Source organism: Ferrovibrio sp. GW821-FHT12B10 (assembly GCF_058807515.1).
Genome location: NZ_JBXAQT010000001.1, coordinates 1,560,466 through 1,579,395, shown reverse-complemented (window position 1 = coordinate 1,579,395; position 18,930 = coordinate 1,560,466). Strand labels below are relative to the sequence as shown.

Here is an 18,930-nt window from a genome sequence, read left to right as displayed (position 1 = left end):
CGGTCAGCATCTATGGTTCTGCCATGTGGGGTGGGGTTAATCGTTGATCCCGATCAATGTTTTCAGGGTCTTTTCCCGGCACAACTGACCGATGACGGGCTCGCCCCGTTCAAGCATCGGAGTTCTGGCCTTCATGAATGAGAACACCCGTCTCAAAGCACCTCTACGGCGTGATTTCGTATGGGGGGTTTCGACGTCCAGCTATCAGATCGAAGGCGCTGCCGCAGTCGATGGCCGTGGGCTGAGCATCTGGGACCGGTTTTCCCATCAGTCGGGTCGGATTGCCAACGGCGATACTGGTGATGTCGCCTGCGATCATTATCACCGCTGGGCGGAAGACGTGGCGCTGATGCGTGACATGGGCGTCAAAGCCTATCGTTTCTCCACAGCCTGGCCGCGCCTGCTGCCGACAGGACGCGGCCGGCCCAACGAAGCAGGCCTGACTTTTTATGACCGCCTGATCGATGACTTGCTGGCATCCGGCATCGAACCCTGGCTCTGCCTGTATCACTGGGATTTGCCGCAGGCCTTGCATGACCAGGGCGGCTGGTCCAACCGCGATAGTGTTGGATGGTTTGCCGACTATGCTGCGCTGGTGGCCCGGCGCTATGGCGATCGCGTGAAGCGTTTCGCCACTTTCAACGAGCCATCGGTATTTTCACTGTTTGGCTATCTTTTCGGCTGGCAGGCGCCTGGCGTTCATGACCTGCCGACCTGCCTGAAAGTTGTTCATCATGTGAACCTTTCTCACGGTGCGGCTGTCGATGTGATCCGTAATCTGGTCTCACGTGCATCCATCGGCGCCATTCATAATCGTCAGCCTTGTCTGCCGCTGCATAATACGGATGCCGACCGGGCTGCGGCTGCGACTTTGGACAGCTTCTGGAACAGGGTTTATCCAGATCCGCAGCTGCGTGGCTTCTATCCGGAACCATTCGCTGCATTGCTCGAGCCTTATGTGAAGCCTGGCGACATGGCGGCCATCTGCCGCGGGGTCGATTGGTTCGGCGTCAATCATTATTCGCCGATCTTCGCGCGGCACGATGACAAGGCGCCATTGGGCTTTGCCTGGGCCGACCCGCCAAAGACCTCGGCGCAGACGCAGATCGGCTGGCAGGTGCGGCCTGATGCCTTCAAGACTACGTTGCTGGACATCCATAATACCTATCGCCTGCCGATATACGTCCTGGAGAACGGATGCGGTGGTATTGAGCAGCCGGATGAAACTGGGCAGATCAATGATCGCGATCGAATCGATTTTCTAACACGCTATACCGCTGCTATGCGTGAAGCTGTGGCGGAGGGAGCGGATGTGCGCGGTTACTTCGTCTGGTCCTTGCTGGACAATTTTGAATGGGGCTCTGGCTACGGACAGCGCTTTGGTCTCGTCTACGTCGATTACCCCACCCAGCGCCGCATACCCAAGGCGTCAGCCCACTGGTACGCCAATATGATTCGGCATGGAGTTCCGTCATGACCGGTCGTCCAGTCACATATCTGCTTGCAGATATCGGAGGAACCAATGCGCGGTTTGCTCTGTCGCGTGACGGTACAATATTCGGATTTAAGGCATTGCCTGTTGTCGGATTTGCCGGTTTCGGGCCTGCGCTGGAAGCGTATCTCGCGACACAGCAGCCGCACCCTTTGATTATTGACCAGGCCATTCTAGCCGTTGCGGGACCCGTTGCGGGTAACCGCTGTGCGTTGACGAATAGTCCATGGGTTATTGATGGAGGCTTGATCGAGCGTGACTTTGGCATTGGCCGGGTGACGGTTTGCAATGACCTGGAGGCTGTTGCCTGGGCGCTGTCGGCATTGCGTGCCAGCGACTACATATCCCTGGGTGATGGTCACGCCGTGTTGCAGGCGCCGCAGGCGATTGTTGCCCCTGGCACAGGCCTTGGTATTGCGGCCTGGCTCGGAGGCGGTCGCGCACTGGCCTCCGAGGGCGGTCATGCCAGCTTTGCGCCAGAAGACAGTGCTGAAGATCTTCTGCTGCAGACGTTGCGCTCGAAGTACGGTCATGTGTCGGGCGAGCGGTTGCTCTCCGGTCCGGGGCTGGTGGCGATCTATACTGTGTTGGCGGAGCAGGCGGGCCAGCCGGCCGTGCTGACGGCTGCTTCGGACATTACCGCGCAGGCCATTGCCGGCGGTTGTGCACTCAGTCATGCGGCGGTGATGCAATTCTGCGCCATTCTCGGCAGTGTCGCGGGAAATCTTGCACTAACCTTCAACACTCGCGGCGGTATCTACATTGCTGGCGGCATCGCGCCCCGGATTATTCCCCTGCTCGCGCGCTCGCCCTTCCGGCAACGTTTTGCCGCCAAGGGACGCCTGTCTGACTGGCTGGTGCATATACCGACCAAGGTTATACAGCGACCCGATGTTGCCCTTGTCGGCCTGTGGGAACGACACCGGCAAGAAAATCTCGCATGACTGATCAACCCACCAATCATTATCTAACACTGCGCCGCTTCCTGACGGTCTCGGCAGGTTACTGGCGAGGCGAGCAGAGGTGGCGGGCTTACTTCATGCTGGTTTCCATGGTGCTGCTGGGCGTCATGCAGGTCGGGTTGGTCATCCGCCTAAATCTGTGGAGTGCCGATCTGTTCAATGCGCTCGAGCGCCGTTCTGGAGACGGTTTCCTGCAACAGGTTGTGATTTTCACCCTGCTGGTGGTCAGCGTTATGTTCGTGAACATGCTGCACCTTGGCGCGAAACGCGGCCTGCAGATCGGTTGGCGCGAATGGCTGACGCAGCATATCGTGGACGGCTGGATGGCCGACGCTCGCCATTATCAGATTTCGCTTCTGCCCGGTGACCATGATAATCCCGATGGCCGGATCGCCGATGACATCCGTATCGTCACCGAGTCCGCCATAGAGTTGGTGCATTCGGGGTTATACTGCCTGATGCTGTTTGCCAGTTTCAGCACCATTCTGTGGTCCTTGTCCGGTGTTCTGCAAATAAGCATGAAAAGCATCGAGCTTTCGTTGCATGGACACATGGTTTGGCTCGCCTTGCTGTATGCCAGCGCCGGATCTGTGCTTGCGTTCATGGTTGGTGGTCGGCTGGTTGAGGCAACAAACAGGCGGCAGACGGCAGAAGCGGACTTCCGTTTCATGCTGGCGGAGGCACGCGAGAATGCCGAGGCCATTGCCCTTGTCCAGCGGGAACCGGATGAGCGTAGACGACTTCTGGGGATGCTAAGACCTATCCGCCAGTTCTGGGATGCTCAGACCACCGGCCTTCGCCAGCTTATGCTGTTTTCCTCGGCCTACAGTGTGTTGGCGACGATGTTTCCCATTCTTGTGGCCAGCCCGCGCTATCTGGCGGGCAGCATAACGCTTGGCGTGCTGATGCAGACCGGCCAGGCATTCCAGCAAATGACGGCCGCGCTATCTTGGCCGATCGACAATTTTCCGCGTCTGGCTGAGTGGCAGGCGTCGGTCGAGCGCATACTCGCACTGCATGATGCCGTGACAAATCGCAAGCTGGGTGAAGCGGCAACCGGAATCGTGGTCAATGCGACGGCCGGTCCAGCCTTGAATATTCATGACTTGGCGATTTCCAGCCCTGAGGATGGAATATTGGCTTCGGGGATCAGCGCAACCATTCAGCCGGGTGAACGGGTGCTGATTGCGGGGGACAGTCAAGTCGGCCTCATGCTGTTCAAGGCGGTGACCGGCATCTGGCTCTGGGGCGCTGGCGTCATTGAGACGCCAGACAATGCAGAGATCGTATTTATGCCGCCCAAGCCCTACTTTCCATCCGAGTCTCTGCGTGAAATCCTGACCTATCCAGATACGACAGGGGCGCATAGCGATGATGTCTGCAGTGCTGCCCTGGGCGTGGTGGGCCTTGCACGACTGCAGGACCAGCTTGATATGTCTGAGCCGTGGATGAAGGCGTTGTCCCCAGCGGACCAGCAAAGACTGGCATGTGCAAATATTCTGGTTCGCCGTCCTGATTGGGTCTTCATGGCTTATGCTACAGAAGCGCTGGATGAATCAGAAGAAACGGCGTTGCTCGAACGCGTTTTTGGCGAACTTCCTGGCGCAACGTTTCTAACGCTTAGCCATCGCCCCGACCTGGAAAAGTTGCATACACGGAAAATTCTTCTCGAACGTACGGGCGGCAAGACAGTGACGGTTCGCGAAACCGGAATCCGGGCTGAAAAGAAAACACAAAACAGCGACCGCGGATTCATCGGCGTGCGAAGGTTGCTGGAGTATATAAAAGAAGGCTTGGCGTAGCGTTCAGGACCAGCATCGGATTGACCGCTGCCTGAGCGATATGGACGCCTCAGGTCTCACGATTGGAATCCGAAACCAGCAGGGTTCGATTTCACGCACCCGTGACGAGCGAAACGCGGAAAGTATGCGGTTCCTGATTCGGCTCCGAGATCGAGATGTATTCGCCCGGCAGGATAACATGTCGGTCGAGGCGATAGATTGGCTCGTCGTCTAGATCGGTTTTGGGGTCGTATGAAAGCGCCCAGTGCCCGCCTTTTGTGTGTATGAACTCTCCATACTGATCTGGCTCACCTTCCCAGAAGCGCCGGACCGTGCAGCGTCCGCGGTTAGCCTCCCATTCCTTCCGGTCCAGGTGACCCTCGGCATCGAGCGGAGCAATGATTTCATAACCGTGACGCCCACTCCCTGCGGGATGACTCTTTTCGCGCGCCAGTTCCAGACGAATAAATGACAGAGACATGCAAGAACTCCTTTGTACTGGATTCTCCAGTTTGAAGTTCGGAGAGCCTTGATCAGAATCAAGTTGCGGCAATTTTTCTATAAACTGGGCGGGAAAGTTTGATGTAGCGCAAGGCGTGGCTGCATTGTTCTGTCCATTGTCGTCTTCAGGGAGTACAGCGGAGTCGACAATGCACTACTGCGATATTCTTCTCCATCTGACTGCGGATAACCAGTCAGCCGTTAAAACCACGGTCGCATTGGGGCTCGCGCGCAAATTCCGCGCTAAAATCACGGCGATCTATACGCTGCCATTCCCGAGTCAACTTTATTACATGGGCAGCGATGTTCCCCCCGCCTTCTATCAGCAGCAAATGGACGAAACGCGTCTGGAGGCAGCCAATGCCAAAACCGCTTTCGAAGCGGCGGCAGCCGCCGCTGATGTGGCGGTGGCATGGGTCGACAGCGAGCGGCCGCCGCTGGAAGCACTTCAGGACTGCGCTAGGATCAGTGACCTGGTGGTCGTCGGGCAGCCTGACCCGGATCGCGAGACTATCGGCATGAGCAATACTGGCGTGGGGACATTGCCCGCAGACCTTGCCCTGACGGCGGGACGACCGGTTTTGGTTGTGCCTTATGCGGGAACCTACGGGAAGGCGATGAAATCGGTGATGATCGCCTGGAACGGCAGCCGCGAAGCAGCGCGGGCCGTTCACGACGCGCTGCCGCTTTTGCAGGAAGCATCATCGGTTGTCATTCTGTGCATAGATCCGACGGCTGATCAGCTCAGCAGCGCTGCCGGCCTCACACATCATCTGCTGAAATACGGTATTACCGCAAAAGTGAGAAACACCACCGCTGTCGGCATACCAGCGGGGGATATCCTGTTGTCGGCCCTGGCCGATCACAGCATTGATCTGCTGGTGATGGGTGCCTATGGCCACAGCAGGATGCGCGAAACCGTATTTGGCGGCGTGACCGACTTCATCCTCAAGCAGATGACGGCACCTGTCTTGCTATCGAACTAGGACGTTACTGCGAGGCAGACAGGCTTTTCAGGTGGTCAATATCCTTGAGCTGAACCCGATCGGGTGCCGGCAGGCCGATAATGTCGAGCTTCTTGAGCTTGGTGAAGCAACGGCTCACCGTTTCAATGGTCAGGCCCAGATAGTCGCCGACTTCCGCCCGTGTCATTGGCAGGACGACCGGGTTATCTGCGATGCCCCGCGCCTTCATGCGGGACGACTGCAGAATTAGGAAAGATGCGATCCGTTCCATGGCGGTCTTGCGGCCCAGCAGCAGGATCTGGTCCTGCGCCATGGTGATTTCGGTTTCAGCTTGAGTGAGCAGGCGGCGCTCAAGTGTCGGAAACTCCGCAATGATCTTCTGGAAACTCTGGCGCGGGAACCGGCATACCCGTGTCGGCATCAGGGCTTCGGCACTGACCGTATAGGCCGACTGCGTATTCAGTCCGAGAAAATCTCCGGCGCCGAGGAAACCCATGATCTGACGGCGCCCGTCCGACATGGATTTAAACAGCATCATACTGCCGGAGGTGATGTTGTAGACGTAGCCGGCCTCATCGTCTTCATTGAACAGAATATCGTGTGCCCCCAGCTTTACCGTGGTCACTAGCTTGGTCAGCTTCGTCTGCTCTTCGTGGGAGAGCGATGCGCAGATGGTCAGGCTGCGGGCCGTGCAAGTATCGCAGGGCTCGGCGAGATGGGCAGGAGATGAAATAGGCAAGGGCCTTGACGGGAATGCATGAACGTCAGCCATCGACTCGGCCTTCCAAAAAGTGAGGTGTTACATTTTACCTCGGAAAATGGCCGATGGCTCAGGTTATCATGCGGTAACGTTGTCGCATCCCCGCAGCCCATTTCGCGAGGTCATCCGGTTGCAGACGGTCACGCGCCATGGGAAGAATGGTTGCATCTTCCCAGATCAGATGCCGGCGCTGCTGTTCCGCAAATGTGCATAGCGCTTCATACAGGTCGGACCAGTCGGTCTCTATGCCGTCTGCATACGCTGCGCATCGATCAGAGAGAATCCGCGCCTGCATACAATCCTGACGGTGCTCCTCGGTGAGATGACTGATCAAGAAGTCGAGTTCGTCGCCCACCATCAGGCGGGCTGTCAGGAAGACCAGCAGCCCTTCCTGCTCTTCGGCGACGATCCTGGCGAAGTCCCGCGCCAGGAAATCTGCAATGCCGGGGGCAAGGGCTTTCAACAGGGCTGGCGACGCATTGGGCAGAGAGCGCAGGATGGCGCAGAATCCCTGCAATATCATGCGCATCCCGACCAACCGGTCGATGGGCGTCAACGCCCCCTCTTCGACCGTCAGGGCTTTTTCAATCGCGACCATGGCCGAGACCGGGGCCGCGTCATCAGGAATGCGGGTCTCTGACATCATGACGTAGTCTTCCAAATCTCCACATGGGCCTCATTGATCCGGATCAACGACGACCGATGATGGCGCGTCTAGTCTCCGGGCATGTCGGAGCGATGGGCGGAAATCCTGGCTGCATGTGCGTCAACACTGCATGGCAGTGCGCTTGGCGAGTGGCTTCCGCTTTCCCACCCTGTCGGAATGCTGCTGCTGGGCCTTGTTGGCGGCGCCGTCCACTGCTCCGGCATGTGCGGGCCGTTCGTGCTTGGCCAGGTTGGCGCTCACCTGTCGACCATGCCTGCCATGCAGGTTTCCATGCTTACCCGTCTGCGCGGCATGGCCCTGCTGCCGTATCATGCTGGACGGACCACAACATATTCACTACTGGGCGCCGCCGCTGCCGGCATGGCAGGCGGCGTGCAGCGGCTGACGGCTGGGGGGTATCTGCCGGCTTTTGCGCTGCTGGCCGGTGTCGCCCTGGTGATCGCGCTGGTGACCCGGCAGTCGATGGCTGCCTCTGCCTATGCCGGTAATGCGACGGGGTTTCAGCAATGGTGGCTTGAGCGCCTGCGGCCGGCCTTCCGGCAGCCCACTGGCCTGTATGGCTATGGGCTTGGTCTTGCCCTCGGATTCCTGCCTTGCGGGCTGTTGTATTCAGCCCTGGTCATGGCCGGGGCCGCCGGCAGTTGGCAGGCGGGTGCGATCGGCATGGCCGCCTTTGCTTTGGGGACATTCCCCGCCCTGATGATTGTCGGGTTTCTCGGCGCGGCAGCCGGTCAGCGCTGGCGCCGCATGGTGCGGTTCCTGTTTATCCCGGTCATCATCCTGAATATCGGTTTGCTGTTGGCTCTCGCCTTGCGCTGGGTGGCCTAACTGACGAGGTCGCGATAGGCATGCCAGGTCGCATGGGCGACCAGCGGAAACAGCAGGGCAAGCCCGAAGAAGAACGTGGCCAGCCCGACAAAGGTGAAGCCCACGATCAGCCCGGCCCATAGCAGCATGGCCTTGGGATTCTCCAGCACGGCCCGCAGGCTGAGGAGAATGGCCGAAATGACATCGATCTCGCGATCGAGCAGCAGGGGCAGCGAAATGGCCGATATCGCGAAGGTGAGGAACGCGAAGCCGCCACCAATCGCCGTTCCGATCACCAGAAACGGCAGATTGGCCGCATCAAGCATGTAGATGGGAAGTTGGTCCAGGGGCGGCGTGCCGGCGTGGAAATACAGCACGAACCACAGGAAAGCTGCGCGAATCCAGGCAAAATGCAGCAGTAGCAATACGACCCCGAAAATGGCGATGCGCGGGTGCTTCGCAAAAGCATCAAGAGTGGCGCGCAGCGACACGGTCTGGCCGCGCTCTATCCGCCGGCTGGCCTCGTAGAGGCCGACGGCGATGAACGGTGCGATCAGCAGGAAGCCGCCGGCCATGGGCAGCACGGCCCAGGTCCAGCCCGCAATCCAGAGTGCATAAGCCAGTATCCAGCTGAGTCCCGCGATCAGGGCGCCATAGGCCAGGCTCACCGCAGGTGCGGTTGCGAGGTCGCGCCATCCGCTTTGCAACCAGATCCAGGGTTGGTCTGCTGCCACTGTCTGTATTTCGGGGCGATCCGTCCGGCTGCTGATGTCCTGAACCATGGTGGCCTCTCTGCGGCATTCGGTCACAGTGTCAAGGGCATACTGCATGGTGTCCGGTCAGCCTCCATTGACATGGGTCAATGTCGTAGTCCGTCGAAACTGCATGAATGGCCTCGCGTTGCCAGCCAGGCCGCACCAGTTCCGGGAGCCCGCATGACAGCCATTGCTGCCAATCAGACCTTCACCCCTCGCGCGGTCGAGCCGTATGTGGAGGATGTCGTCCGTGCCTTCGTGATCGCCACGATTTTCTGGGGCGTCGTCGCTTTCGCCGCTGGCGTCTATATCGCCTTGCAGCTGGCCTTCCCGGTGCTCAATCTGGGTCTCGAGTGGACGACCTTCGGCCGTCTGCGCCCCGTCCATACCTCGGCAGCGATCTTCGCCTTCGGCGGCAATGCGCTGCTGGGGTCTTCCATCTATGTCGTGCAGCGCACCTGCCGCGCCCGTCTGTTTGGCGGCGCGCCGGTCGGCTGGTTCCTGTTCTTCGGCTATCAGCTCTTCATCCTTCTCGCAGCTTCGGGCTATGTGCTCGGCGTCACCCAGGGCAAGGAATACGCCGAGCCGGAATGGTACACTGACCTGTGGCTGACTCTGGTCTGGGTGGTCTACCTGCTTGCCTTTGGCGGAACGCTGCTGCGTCGCGAAGAGCCGCATATCTACGTCGCCAACTGGTTCTATCTCGCCTTCATCATCACCGTAGCGATGCTGCATATCGTCAACAACCTGTCGATGCCGGTGTCATTCGTCGGCACCAAAAGCTACTCCGCCTTCGCCGGCGTGCAGGATGCCCTGACCCAGTGGTGGTACGGCCACAATGCGGTCGGCTTCTTCCTCACGGCGGGATTCTTGGCGATGATGTATTATTTCATCCCGAAGCAGGCAGAGCGGCCGATCTATTCCTACCGCCTGTCGATCGTGCATTTCTGGTCACTGATCTTCCTCTACATCTGGGCCGGTCCGCACCATCTTCATTACACCGCTCTGCCTGACTGGGCAGCGACGCTTGGCATGGTTTTCTCGATCATGCTCTGGATGCCGTCCTGGGGCGGCATGATCAACGGCCTGATGACGCTCTCTGGTGCCTGGGACAAATTGCGCACCGATCCGGCCCTGCGTTTCTCGGTGGCGGCTGTAGCCTTCTACGGCATGGCGACCTTTGAGGGGCCGGTGATGTCCATTCGCCAGGTGAATGCGCTCAGCCACTATACCGACTGGACCATCGGCCATGTCCATTCCGGCGCGCTCGGCTGGAACGCCTTCATCACCTTCGGCATGCTGTATTACATCGTGCCGGTCCTGTGGAAACGTGAGCGGCTCTACTCGATCCGCCTGGTCTCTCTGCATTTCTGGATCGCGACGCTGGGTATCCTGCTTTACATCACGTCGATGTGGGTCTCTGGCATCATGCAGGGCCTGATGTGGCGCGCCTATGATCATCTCGGCTTCCTGCAATATTCATTCATCGAGACGGTTCAGGCGATGCAACCCTTCTACGTTATCCGCGCCATGGGCGGGATACTGTTCCTCACCGGTGCGCTGATCATGGTTTATAACCTCTGGCGTACGGCTCGCGGCGATATCCGCAACGAGGAAAACCTGCCGCATTACACGCAGCCGCAGCCGGCGGTTTGAGCGAGGCCGTCATGTTCATCAAACACGCCACCATCGAACGCAACACCATCCTGCTGGGCGTCCTCACGTTGCTGACTGTCGCTATCGGCGGTCTGGTCGAGATCGTCCCGCTCTTCACCATTGAAACGACGATCGAACGCGTGGAGGGGATGCGCCCCTATTCGCCGCTCGAATTGACCGGCCGCAACATCTACATCCGTGAAGGCTGCTACCTCTGCCACAGCCAGCAGATTCGTCCGCTGCGCGATGAGGTCGAGCGCTACGGTCACTACAGCCTTGCCGCCGAGAGCATGTACGATCATCCCTTCCAGTGGGGATCGAAGCGCACCGGACCGGATCTTGCCCGCATCGGCGGCAAATATTCCAACGAATGGCATGTCGCGCATCTACTCGACCCGCGTGCCGTGGTGCCGCAGTCGATCATGCCGTCCTACGCGTTCCTGGCGCAAAAGCCGGTCGGCACAACCGATATCTCTGATCATCTCAAGGCGCTGCGCAACGTTGGCGTGCCTTACACCGACGAGATGATTCGCGCCGCCAAGGCCGATATTGGCGCGCAGGCTGACCCGGATGCCGACACCGACGGCCTGCTGGCCCGCTATCCCAAGGCTGCTGTCGGTGATTTCGACGGCAACCCCGGCCGTTTGACCGAGATGGATGCCCTGGTCGCCTACCTGCAGATGCTGGGCCGGCTGGTGGACTTTGATCGCACGCAGCCCGGCGGCCTGCGGCAGTGAGGACAATATGACAACGCTGCTCGAGCATTATCCCTGGCTGAAGTCACTCTGGACGGTCTGGTTCTTTGTCGTCTTCGTCGGGTTGATCGTCTGGACGATGTGGCCTTCGCGCCGTGCCGTCTGGGACAAACGCGGTGAAATCCCCCTGCATGACTCGCAGCCCTCGGCAAAGGACCGGTGACCATGGCCAAGACCCCGCATGCCAAGACGTCGCATGATGGGCCGGAGACAACCGGCCATGAATGGGATGGTATCCAGGAACTGAACAATCCGCTGCCGAAATGGTGGCTGTATGTTTTCTATGTGACAGTCCTATTCGCCATCGTCTGGTCCGTGCTGTATCCGAGCGTGCCCGGCTTTCGTTCGTATTTCGCCGGCACGCTTGGCTACAGCCAGCGTCAGGCCGTTGCCGACAGCCTGCAGCAGGCAGCCAACAGTCAATCGGTCTATCGCACACGCATCCGAGAAGCCTCGGTGGAGCAGGTGAAGGCCGATGCGGATCTGTATGGCTTCGCCATTGCCGGTGGGCGGGTGCTGTTTGCCGAGAATTGCGCGGGTTGCCATCAGTCTGGCGGCGTGGGCACCAAGGGCTATCCCAGCTTGGCCGACGATGACTGGCTCTGGGGCGGCCAGTTGGCCGACATCGAACGCACCATTCGCTTCGGCATTCGCGCCGCGCATGACGAGAGCCGGCAGTCGTTGATGCCGCGCTTCCTGGCCGACGGGATCCTGAAACAGAAGGATGTCGAAGCCGTCGCTGATTTCGTATCCGCCCTGTCGGATCTGCGGCCGATCAATCCGCATGGCGCCGCGGTGTTCAAGGAGAATTGCGCGTCCTGCCATGGCGAGACGGGCAAGGGCAATCGCGAGATGGGCGCGCCCAATCTGACCGACAAGATCTGGCTCTATGGTGGCGACCGGACCGCCCTGATCCAGACGATTGCGCAATCGCGCAATGGCATGATGCCGGCATGGACGGGTCGCCTCGATGATGCGACCATCAAGATGCTGGCAGTCTATGTTCACTCCCTTGGCGGCGGGGAATAGGGGGCGAGGGTGAATGCCGTCGCACCAGATCCGCTACCAAATCCGCCGGCTCAGGCCCGCGACGAAGCGTTGCTCGGCGTTTTTGCGCCTTCGCTTTACGCCGATCACGTCAAGGTCTATCCGCGCGCCGTTGCGGGAACATTCCGCCGGCTGAAGTGGGCTATTCTGGTTGCCTGCCTGACGATCTATTACGGCCTGCCCTGGCTGCGCTGGGATCGAGGCCCCGGCGCGCCGGATCAGGCCCTGCTAATCGATATGTCGGCGCCGCGCGCCTATCTCTTCAGCCTCGAAATCTGGCCGCAGGAAATCTACTACATCACCGGACTGCTCATCCTGGGTGCCGTGGCCCTGTTTTTGGCTACGGCTCTGTTTGGGCGGATCTGGTGCGGCTACACCTGCCCGCAGACGGTGTGGACCGACCTTTTCCTCGCCGTTGAACGCTGGGTGGAGGGCGATCGCAATGCCCGCATGCGTCTTGATGCCCAGCCGATGAGCGCGGGGAAGCTGGCGCGCAAGGGGCTGAAGCATGTCATCTGGCTGCTGGTTGCGGCGGCCACCGGTGGCGCCTGGATCATGTATTTCCAGGATGCGCCAACGGTCACGCGGGCGCTGGCAACGGGTGGCGCATCGCCGGCTACCTACTTCTTCTTTGGCCTGTTCACGCTGACCACCTATGTTCTGGCCGGCTGGGCCCGTGAACAGGTCTGCACCTATATGTGCCCCTGGCCGCGATTCCAGGCCGCGATGCAGGACGAGCATTCCCTGGTGGTCAGCTATCAGGCTTGGCGCGGGGAGACACGCGGAAAGCACAAGGCGGGAGAATCCTGGGAAGGGCGGGGCGACTGTATCGACTGCCGCGCCTGCGTGCATGTCTGCCCCACCGGCATTGATATCCGCAACGGGCCCCAGCTTGAATGCATCGGCTGTGCGCTGTGCATCGATGCCTGTGATGAGATGATGGAAAAGGTCGATCGGCCGGTGCGGCTGATCGATTTTGTCTCGTTGAACAACATGCAGCGCCGCGCCGACCGGCTTCCGGACATCCTCAAGCTCGTCCGGTCGCGCACGGTTCTGTATGCCGTCCTGCTTGTGGCTGTTAGTGCCGTTATGATGATAACGCTGCTTGGCCGCAGCGATGTGGTGGTGACGGTGCAGCAGGATCGCGCACCGCTTTATGTTGTGCTGTCAGATGGCAGCATCCGAAACGGCTACATAGTCAAGGTAACCAACCGCTCGCCTCTTTCCCTCGATCTTGTGCTGGACGCCGATGGCCTGAATGAGCCGCAGCTTCTGCAGGCCGGTCTGCCCGGCCGGCATCGGAATCTCGGTGTCACTGTTCAGCATAACAGCGTTGTATCGCAGCATGTCTTTGTCGCGAAGCCGCGCCTGCGTAGCGATGCCACGCTCCAGCAGTTCTATTTCGTTCTGCGTGACTCCGCCGGCAGGGAAGTGGCGCGGATGCAGACGCAATTCTCGGAACCCATGTGAGGCCATCATGCTGAAATCCATGATCAGGCAGCGCTGGATACCCTCGATCTTCATTCTGGGGTTCCTTGTTATTATAGCCGTCAACGGGATTCTGATCGTCGCCGCGGTCAAAACCTTCAGTGGACTGGTCGTGGCGCATCCCTATACCAAGGGCATCGAGTATAACGAAAACAAGAAAGCCCTGATCGAACAGCAGCGCCTGGACTGGAAGCACAGCGTTTCGGTTGCGTCAGGCAGGGACGGATCGATCCTGTTGCAGGTGCAATGGTCCAACAGCGCCGGCGCTGCCCTGGGAGGGTTATCGCTGACGGCAAGCCTGGAGCGGCCGGTGGAAAAACTCCCCGGCGTGACGGTCGTCTTGCAGGATCGTGGCGGCGGTGTTTACGCCGGGTCCGTGATGTTGCCGCGTGCCGGCCTGTGGGATCTGCATATGACCGCGACTCAGGGCGATCGCCGCTTCGTCGCGGCCGACCGGATTCAGGTGCCATGATGACGGCGCAGGCTGTTCGCGCACCATCATCGGTGATTGCTGTGGACGGCACATGCCTCCATTGCGGCGAACCGTCGCGCGGCGATGACCGCTTCTGCTGCACCGGTTGCGCCACGGCGCATACCTTGATCACGGGGCTGGGCCTCGAGCAGTATTACCAGCTGCGCAGCCGGGCAACGCCCGTTGCTGCCGAAACCGGAACAACTATCGACTGGCGGGAATTCTGCACACCGCTGTCTGAGAGTGGCTTGCGTCTGTCGGTGCTGGTGGATGGCCTGCATTGTGCGGCCTGCCTATGGCTGATCGAACATGCCCTGCGGGCGCAGCCGACCGTGGCGCGCGCACGCTTGTCCTCTGCAACCAGCCGTCTGACCGTGGATTGGTCCGGCAGTAACGCAGACGCGGCGCGTCTTGTCGCCGTGGTCGAGAAGCTCGGCTATCGCTGCCGCCCGGTCGACGTTTCCGCACTGGAAACAGAAACCGCGACGGAAGAGCGTGGCCTGTTGCGCGCCATGGCTGTGGCCGGGTTCGCGGCCGCCAATATCATGCTGCTGTCGGTATCCATCTGGTCGGGGCATGCGGATGGCATGGGGCCGCATACCCGCGACCTGTTCCATGTCATCTCCGGCATGCTGGCGGTCCCCGCGATCGCTTATGCCGGGCAGCCGTTCTTCCGGTCGGCTTTTCATGCGATCCGTCATCGTCGCACCAATATGGATGTCCCGATTTCCATCGGCGTTACACTCGCCGTGATCGTCAGCCTGGCGGAAGTCATGCGCTCCGGTCCGCATGCCTATTTCGACGCTGCCGTGACGCTGCTGTTCTTCCTGCTTGTCGGTCGCTATCTCGATCTTCGCGCCCGCGGTTTCGCGCGCCGGACCGCGCAGCAGCTGCTGGCCATGACGACCCGGCCCGTAACGGTCCTGACGGATTCCGGAAGCATGCAGCGCCCCGCCAGCCGTCTGGCAATCGGGGATCGGGTTCTGGTGGCGACCGGGGAGCGCATCGGGGTTGACGGACTTGTCTGCGACGGTCGGTCTTCAACGGATTCCAGCCTCCTGAGCGGCGAAAGCCTCCCGCGCGCCGTCGCACCGGGTGACGCCGTCTATGCCGGCGAAATCAATATCGATGCGCCGCTGACCGTGCGGGTCAATGCGGTGGGGCCTGATACCCGCGTTGGCGAGATGACCCGCCTGCTGGAAGCGGCGGAGCAGGGCAGGGGGCGCTTTGTCCGCCTGGCTGAGCAGGTGGCACGTTGGTATGCGCCGGTCGTCCATGTCACGGCGCTCTTGAGCCTTGCCGGCTGGATGCTGCTGGGTGATGCCGACTGGCGCGCGGCCATCCTGATTTCAGCCGCTGTTCTGATCATCACCTGCCCCTGTGCTCTGGCGCTTGCCGTTCCCGTGGTCCAGGTCGTCGCCAGCAGCCGTCTGATGCGGCACGGTATCCTGTTGAAATCCGCCACCGCGCTCGAGCGTGCCGCCGCCATCGACACAGTTGTGTTCGACAAGACCGGTACGCTGACGATGGGCAAGCCGGTCCTAGCTGCGCTGGACGGCGAGGGTATCGCCCGGCTGCCGTTGGCGGCCGCTATGGCAAGTCGCAGCCGGCATCCGCTCTGCCTGGCCTTGACCGCCGCCTATGATGGTGCGTTGTCGTCGGTGGATATGCAGGAGGTTCCCGGGCAAGGCCTGATTCTGGCAGGCGCTGATGGGGAATGCCGCCTTGGCAATGCCATGTTCACCGGTGTTGTGCCGGATGGGCGCGATGGCTGCAGTGAGTTGTGGCTGACGCAGCCTGGCCGGCCGCCATACCGTTTCCGCTTCCGCGACGATCTCCGCAGGGATGCGATCACGGTGATCGACAGCCTGCGGCGGCAGGGCCGGCGCGTCATCATGCTGTCCGGCGATCATCGCGATGCCGCTTCAGCCGTGGCGGGGAAGCTGGATATCGGGGAGTGGCAATCTGGCGTCACGCCGAAAGACAAAGTCGATTTCATCCTGGCGCTGAAACAACAGGGCCGTCGCGTGCTGATGGTGGGCGACGGGCTGAATGACGCGCCGGCGCTCGGCCATGCCGACGCTTCGCTCTCCCCGGCCAGTGGCATCGACATCGCACAGAATGCCGCTGATGCGGTTTTCCAAGGCGAAAAGCTGGTGTCGGTCCTGGAGTTTCTGGATGTGGCGGCGCGCAGTCAGGCTCTGTGCCGGCAGAACATCGCCTTCTCCCTTCTGTACAACCTTTTTGCCGTGCCTCTGGCCATTGCGGGCCTGGTCACGCCGTTGATCGCGGCCATCGCCATGTCATCATCTTCGCTGGTGGTTGTGCTCAATTCGCTCCGCCTGGAGCTCTTCAACCGGAAGGACGCACCATGACGATCCTGTTGCTGCTCATACCGGTTGCATTATTGCTTGGTGTTGCTGGAATCGCCGGATTCCTGTGGGCGATCTCGGATGGTCAATTCGACGACCTGAATGCCGCCGGCGCGCGAATCCTGTTTGACGATGCTGATGCGCGACTGCGCGAAGGAAGGCAGAAATGAAGAACAACGAATCTTTCGGCTATGCCCTTATGGCGGGCTTTCTGATCATTCTTGGCATGCTGGGCATTGTCATGGCGGCCCAGGCCGTCGACCTGACGATGCAGGTCTTTGGTCTTGCTCTGGCCGCCTTTGCGATCTTTTACAGCTTCTTTGCCATTGACCGGGCAAACAAATAGCCCAGTGGATTTTACTGCCGGGCTTATGAATGTGCGCGGGAGCGATGCCGTGCGCCCGGAAGCCGCACGTTCGGATCCAGGATTGTCTGGAATCCCAGGCCACGGAAGGCATAGGCCAGCAAATCCACAGGCTTGTCCGTTCCATCCCAGCCGGATCCGGTAAGGCATATCGTGTCATACCCCGGGCGCAGCCCGGACTTCTCGATCAAGGACTGAGCGATGGTGAGGGCTGAACTGCTCTTGTCGCGTTCGTCAATTCGGTCCGCACAGACAATCGCATGCCGTTCGGTGCGTGTCATCAATGCATGAAAAGCGGATTCGAGTGCTGGATGGTTGCTGATCTGCAGCAGATCGATATCCATGACAACGCCGCAGATTTTGCCCTTAAACTCGTTCAGGCTTTGTGTCAGGCCATCACGCAGCTTGTGCGTCAGTATTGCCCGGACGGAGGTATCTTTCTTATGAAAGATCTGGCCGGGCATAACGATGATAATGGCTGAGAAATCCCATGCGGGATACTCATGAGCATGCTTCAGGTTTGATGTCGTTCTCATGGGTGCATTCTATGTCGGGTTGGGAAAGACCCGGAAGTCACCAGATGTAAACGGCACGAATCTATGCGGAAGCTTCTTCTTTGCTTTCTATGGCAATGCGATAGCCGGCTTTGCTCGTCAGGATGATCTTCGGCGACTGAGGGTCGCGCTCGACTTTAAGGCGAAGTTTTCGTACCAGGACGCGAAGTGTGTGCCGCGAGTGCTCGTCATCACGCCCCCATAATTCAGTGGTGAGCTGTTCGGGCGTAATTGCGACGCCGTTACGGCGGGAAAGGGCCATCATCAGGATGGCTTCCATGCGCGACAGGCGGATTGGCCTGCCATTGCGCCGCACGATGCCGAGCGAGACATCCATCTCGATATTACCGTCGGTCGTTATTTTCCCTGCATCATGGGGTTTACGTAGATTGGCCCGCACGCGCGCAAGAAGCTCCGTGCCATCGAATGGCTTCTCCACATAGTCATTGGCGCCTTCATCAAGAGCGCTGACCTTGGAGCTGATCGCATCCACACCGGAAACGATGATCACGGGGCCATGCCAAAAGGTCCGCAGTTCTGCCAGCACACGCAGGCCGGACAGGCCCGGCATCTCCATGTCGAGCAGGATCAGGTCAACGGGCTTCTGGCGAAGGGTCGTGAGGGCGGTTTCCCCGTCGGCGGCCTCGTAAACGCAATAGTCCTCGGTTGACAACAATGCTGTCAGATATGAACGGATACGCGGATTGTCGTCCACGATGAGAATGGAGTGACTGCTTGACATGGATCTCCCTGTTCCCTGCGGAATTCTTTTTTCGCGAGGACTTGCCGGATGGCGTAGAGGGCACTTTAGGCCCCGTAATGCTGAGCATGTTTGACCTGAATCAATCGCCGCACGGGGTCATTATTTGCTGATCCTTGAAATACAGTAATAAATCTGCCTGCTCGGCAAATTGTCCGAGACCGGAGTGCCTGCCAAAGTTGCCACTGCAACTGATTAACAGATGTCTCTCGACCGCACCGATGCCGGCATGGGCATCATCATCTGTTGATTTCAAATATCCGTCGGTTATGGCCATCAATCCTGCCGCGTGCCCCATGATTCGATGGGGCCGGGCGTAAAGCGCGCTGAAGAATACGAATCGGAAGGATTCTTCGATGTTCCCTGCACGATCTCCCCGCGACAATGATGAAAAAAGCCGCGACCGGGCTGTTGATTTCAGCGGCGCCAGCAGCTTTCTCGCCGGCCTCAAGGTTGATGCCGGCCTATGCCAGGAGCCCTGCCGATCAGAAGAATGGCTGGCCACAGTCCAGAATCTGTTCCATGCGCTGCTGTCCATTGAACAGGAAAGCAGAGAGATAGCCCGATCCCCGACCGCGTGGTCGCATGATTCGATATTCGGCCATGAACTAGGGCAATTGATCAGGATCGCCGGTGAAGTGCCGGTGGATGCCCTGGAGGCAATCTCCGCTCAGAAGAAGATTGGCCTTCTGGCCGCGATTCTGGACGCACTTGTATTGGCATGCTGTGAGGTTGCCGGACCCGCGATAAAGCGTCCTTCCGCCGCATGAGG

The 18,930-nt window shown here is 59.8% G+C and carries 22 protein-coding genes; 15 read left to right on the top strand and 7 right to left on the bottom strand.

Annotated elements, in window-relative coordinates; genetic code table 11:
• The first annotated feature begins 133 nt into the window (after positions 1 to 133).
• The 3 genes from AC1RRT_RS08020 to AC1RRT_RS08010 are packed head-to-tail and all read left to right on the top strand — an operon-like array spanning position 134 to position 4,256.
• Positions 134 to 1,477, top strand: a complete 1,344-nt coding sequence (locus tag AC1RRT_RS08020) for a GH1 family beta-glucosidase (RefSeq protein WP_493013255.1) — start codon at positions 134 to 136, stop codon at positions 1,475 to 1,477.
• Positions 1,474 to 2,436 (top strand): glucokinase, encoded by a 963-nt coding sequence (glk, locus tag AC1RRT_RS08015; protein ID WP_493013254.1) that lies wholly within the window; start codon positions 1,474 to 1,476, stop codon positions 2,434 to 2,436. The genes AC1RRT_RS08020 and glk overlap by 4 nt, the downstream gene beginning before the upstream one ends.
• On the top strand, positions 2,433 to 4,256 hold the full coding sequence (locus tag AC1RRT_RS08010; RefSeq protein WP_493013253.1) for an ABC transporter ATP-binding protein/permease: 1,824 nt from the start codon (positions 2,433 to 2,435) through the stop codon (positions 4,254 to 4,256). The genes glk and AC1RRT_RS08010 overlap by 4 nt, the downstream gene beginning before the upstream one ends.
• A gap of 91 nt (positions 4,257 to 4,347) precedes the next feature.
• On the opposite strand, the gene AC1RRT_RS08005 is transcribed toward AC1RRT_RS08010, so the two are convergent.
• On the bottom strand, positions 4,348 to 4,716 hold the full coding sequence (locus AC1RRT_RS08005) for a hypothetical protein (RefSeq protein WP_493013252.1): 369 nt from the start codon (positions 4,714 to 4,716) through the stop codon (positions 4,348 to 4,350).
• A gap of 169 nt (positions 4,717 to 4,885) precedes the next feature.
• Between AC1RRT_RS08005 and AC1RRT_RS08000 the strand changes: the two genes are divergently transcribed.
• Positions 4,886 to 5,722 carry a universal stress protein gene (locus tag AC1RRT_RS08000; protein WP_493013251.1) on the top strand — a complete coding sequence of 279 codons (837 nt, stop codon included), beginning with the start codon at positions 4,886 to 4,888 and terminating at the stop codon, positions 5,720 to 5,722.
• A 4-nt stretch (positions 5,723 to 5,726) separates the two neighbouring features.
• Here the strand turns inward: AC1RRT_RS08000 and AC1RRT_RS07995 are convergent, their stop codons facing one another.
• Together AC1RRT_RS07995 and AC1RRT_RS07990 are read right to left on the bottom strand one after the other, a co-directional pair.
• Positions 5,727 to 6,473 (bottom strand): cyclic nucleotide-binding domain-containing protein, encoded by a 747-nt coding sequence (locus tag AC1RRT_RS07995; protein ID WP_493013250.1) that lies wholly within the window; start codon positions 6,471 to 6,473, stop codon positions 5,727 to 5,729.
• Between the two features lie 58 nt (positions 6,474 to 6,531).
• Positions 6,532 to 7,107, bottom strand: coding sequence for a hypothetical protein (locus AC1RRT_RS07990; RefSeq protein WP_493013249.1), 576 nt, complete (start codon positions 7,105 to 7,107; stop codon positions 6,532 to 6,534).
• A gap of 81 nt (positions 7,108 to 7,188) precedes the next feature.
• On the opposite strand from AC1RRT_RS07990, the gene AC1RRT_RS07985 reads away from it, so the two are divergent.
• Positions 7,189 to 7,956 (top strand): sulfite exporter TauE/SafE family protein, encoded by a 768-nt coding sequence (locus AC1RRT_RS07985; protein ID WP_493013248.1) that lies wholly within the window; start codon positions 7,189 to 7,191, stop codon positions 7,954 to 7,956.
• On the opposite strand, the gene AC1RRT_RS07980 is transcribed toward AC1RRT_RS07985, so the two are convergent.
• On the bottom strand, positions 7,953 to 8,717 hold the full coding sequence (locus AC1RRT_RS07980) for a DUF2189 domain-containing protein (RefSeq protein ID WP_493013247.1): 765 nt from the start codon (positions 8,715 to 8,717) through the stop codon (positions 7,953 to 7,955). The genes AC1RRT_RS07985 and AC1RRT_RS07980 overlap by 4 nt on opposite strands.
• A 153-nt stretch (positions 8,718 to 8,870) precedes the next feature.
• Here AC1RRT_RS07980 and ccoN point away from each other — a divergent pair, with 153 nt between their 5' ends.
• The 9 genes from ccoN to AC1RRT_RS07935 are packed head-to-tail and all read left to right on the top strand — an operon-like array spanning position 8,871 to position 16,826.
• On the top strand, positions 8,871 to 10,346 hold the full coding sequence (gene ccoN, locus AC1RRT_RS07975) for a cytochrome-c oxidase, cbb3-type subunit I (RefSeq protein ID WP_493013246.1): 1,476 nt from the start codon (positions 8,871 to 8,873) through the stop codon (positions 10,344 to 10,346).
• 11 nt (positions 10,347 to 10,357) lie between these two features.
• Positions 10,358 to 11,083, top strand: a complete 726-nt coding sequence (gene ccoO / locus AC1RRT_RS07970; RefSeq protein WP_493013245.1) for a cytochrome-c oxidase, cbb3-type subunit II — start codon at positions 10,358 to 10,360, stop codon at positions 11,081 to 11,083.
• Positions 11,084 to 11,090: 7 nt separating this feature from the next.
• Entirely contained in the window at positions 11,091 to 11,264 is a 174-nt protein-coding gene (locus AC1RRT_RS07965) for a cbb3-type cytochrome oxidase subunit 3 (RefSeq protein WP_493013244.1), read from the top strand.
• A gap of 2 nt (positions 11,265 to 11,266) precedes the next feature.
• Positions 11,267 to 12,130, top strand: a complete 864-nt coding sequence (gene ccoP / locus AC1RRT_RS07960) for a cytochrome-c oxidase, cbb3-type subunit III (RefSeq protein WP_493013243.1) — start codon at positions 11,267 to 11,269, stop codon at positions 12,128 to 12,130.
• Positions 12,131 to 12,139: 9 nt separating this feature from the next.
• Positions 12,140 to 13,618, top strand: coding sequence for a cytochrome c oxidase accessory protein CcoG (gene ccoG, locus AC1RRT_RS07955; RefSeq protein WP_493013242.1), 1,479 nt, complete (start codon positions 12,140 to 12,142; stop codon positions 13,616 to 13,618).
• Positions 13,619 to 13,625: 7 nt separating this feature from the next.
• Positions 13,626 to 14,108 (top strand): FixH family protein, encoded by a 483-nt coding sequence (locus tag AC1RRT_RS07950; protein WP_493013241.1) that lies wholly within the window; start codon positions 13,626 to 13,628, stop codon positions 14,106 to 14,108.
• Positions 14,105 to 16,483 (top strand): heavy metal translocating P-type ATPase, encoded by a 2,379-nt coding sequence (locus tag AC1RRT_RS07945; RefSeq protein ID WP_493013240.1) that lies wholly within the window; start codon positions 14,105 to 14,107, stop codon positions 16,481 to 16,483. The genes AC1RRT_RS07950 and AC1RRT_RS07945 overlap by 4 nt, the downstream gene beginning before the upstream one ends.
• Complete coding sequence (gene ccoS / locus AC1RRT_RS07940; protein WP_493013239.1) at positions 16,480 to 16,650, top strand: cbb3-type cytochrome oxidase assembly protein CcoS; 171 nt, start codon at positions 16,480 to 16,482, stop codon at positions 16,648 to 16,650. Before AC1RRT_RS07945 ends, ccoS begins: the two co-directional genes overlap by 4 nt.
• Positions 16,647 to 16,826, top strand: a complete 180-nt coding sequence (locus AC1RRT_RS07935; protein ID WP_493013238.1) for a hypothetical protein — start codon at positions 16,647 to 16,649, stop codon at positions 16,824 to 16,826. Before ccoS ends, AC1RRT_RS07935 begins: the two co-directional genes overlap by 4 nt.
• Positions 16,827 to 16,849: 23 nt before the next feature.
• On the opposite strand, the gene AC1RRT_RS07930 is transcribed toward AC1RRT_RS07935, so the two are convergent.
• The 3 genes from AC1RRT_RS07930 to AC1RRT_RS07920 all read right to left on the bottom strand — a co-directional run bounded on the left by AC1RRT_RS07930 (position 16,850) and on the right by AC1RRT_RS07920 (position 18,435).
• On the bottom strand, positions 16,850 to 17,380 hold the full coding sequence (locus tag AC1RRT_RS07930) for a hypothetical protein (RefSeq protein WP_493013237.1): 531 nt from the start codon (positions 17,378 to 17,380) through the stop codon (positions 16,850 to 16,852).
• A 61-nt stretch (positions 17,381 to 17,441) separates the two neighbouring features.
• A complete protein-coding gene (locus tag AC1RRT_RS07925; protein ID WP_493013236.1) occupies positions 17,442 to 18,140 on the bottom strand; it encodes a response regulator transcription factor in 699 nt (232 codons plus the stop codon).
• A gap of 100 nt (positions 18,141 to 18,240) precedes the next feature.
• Positions 18,241 to 18,435, bottom strand: coding sequence for a hypothetical protein (locus tag AC1RRT_RS07920; protein WP_493013235.1), 195 nt, complete (start codon positions 18,433 to 18,435; stop codon positions 18,241 to 18,243).
• Positions 18,436 to 18,514: 79 nt separating this feature from the next.
• Here AC1RRT_RS07920 and AC1RRT_RS07915 point away from each other — a divergent pair, with 79 nt between their 5' ends.
• A complete protein-coding gene (locus AC1RRT_RS07915; protein WP_493013234.1) occupies positions 18,515 to 18,928 on the top strand; it encodes a hypothetical protein in 414 nt (137 codons plus the stop codon).
• Positions 18,929 to 18,930 lie beyond the last annotated feature (2 nt).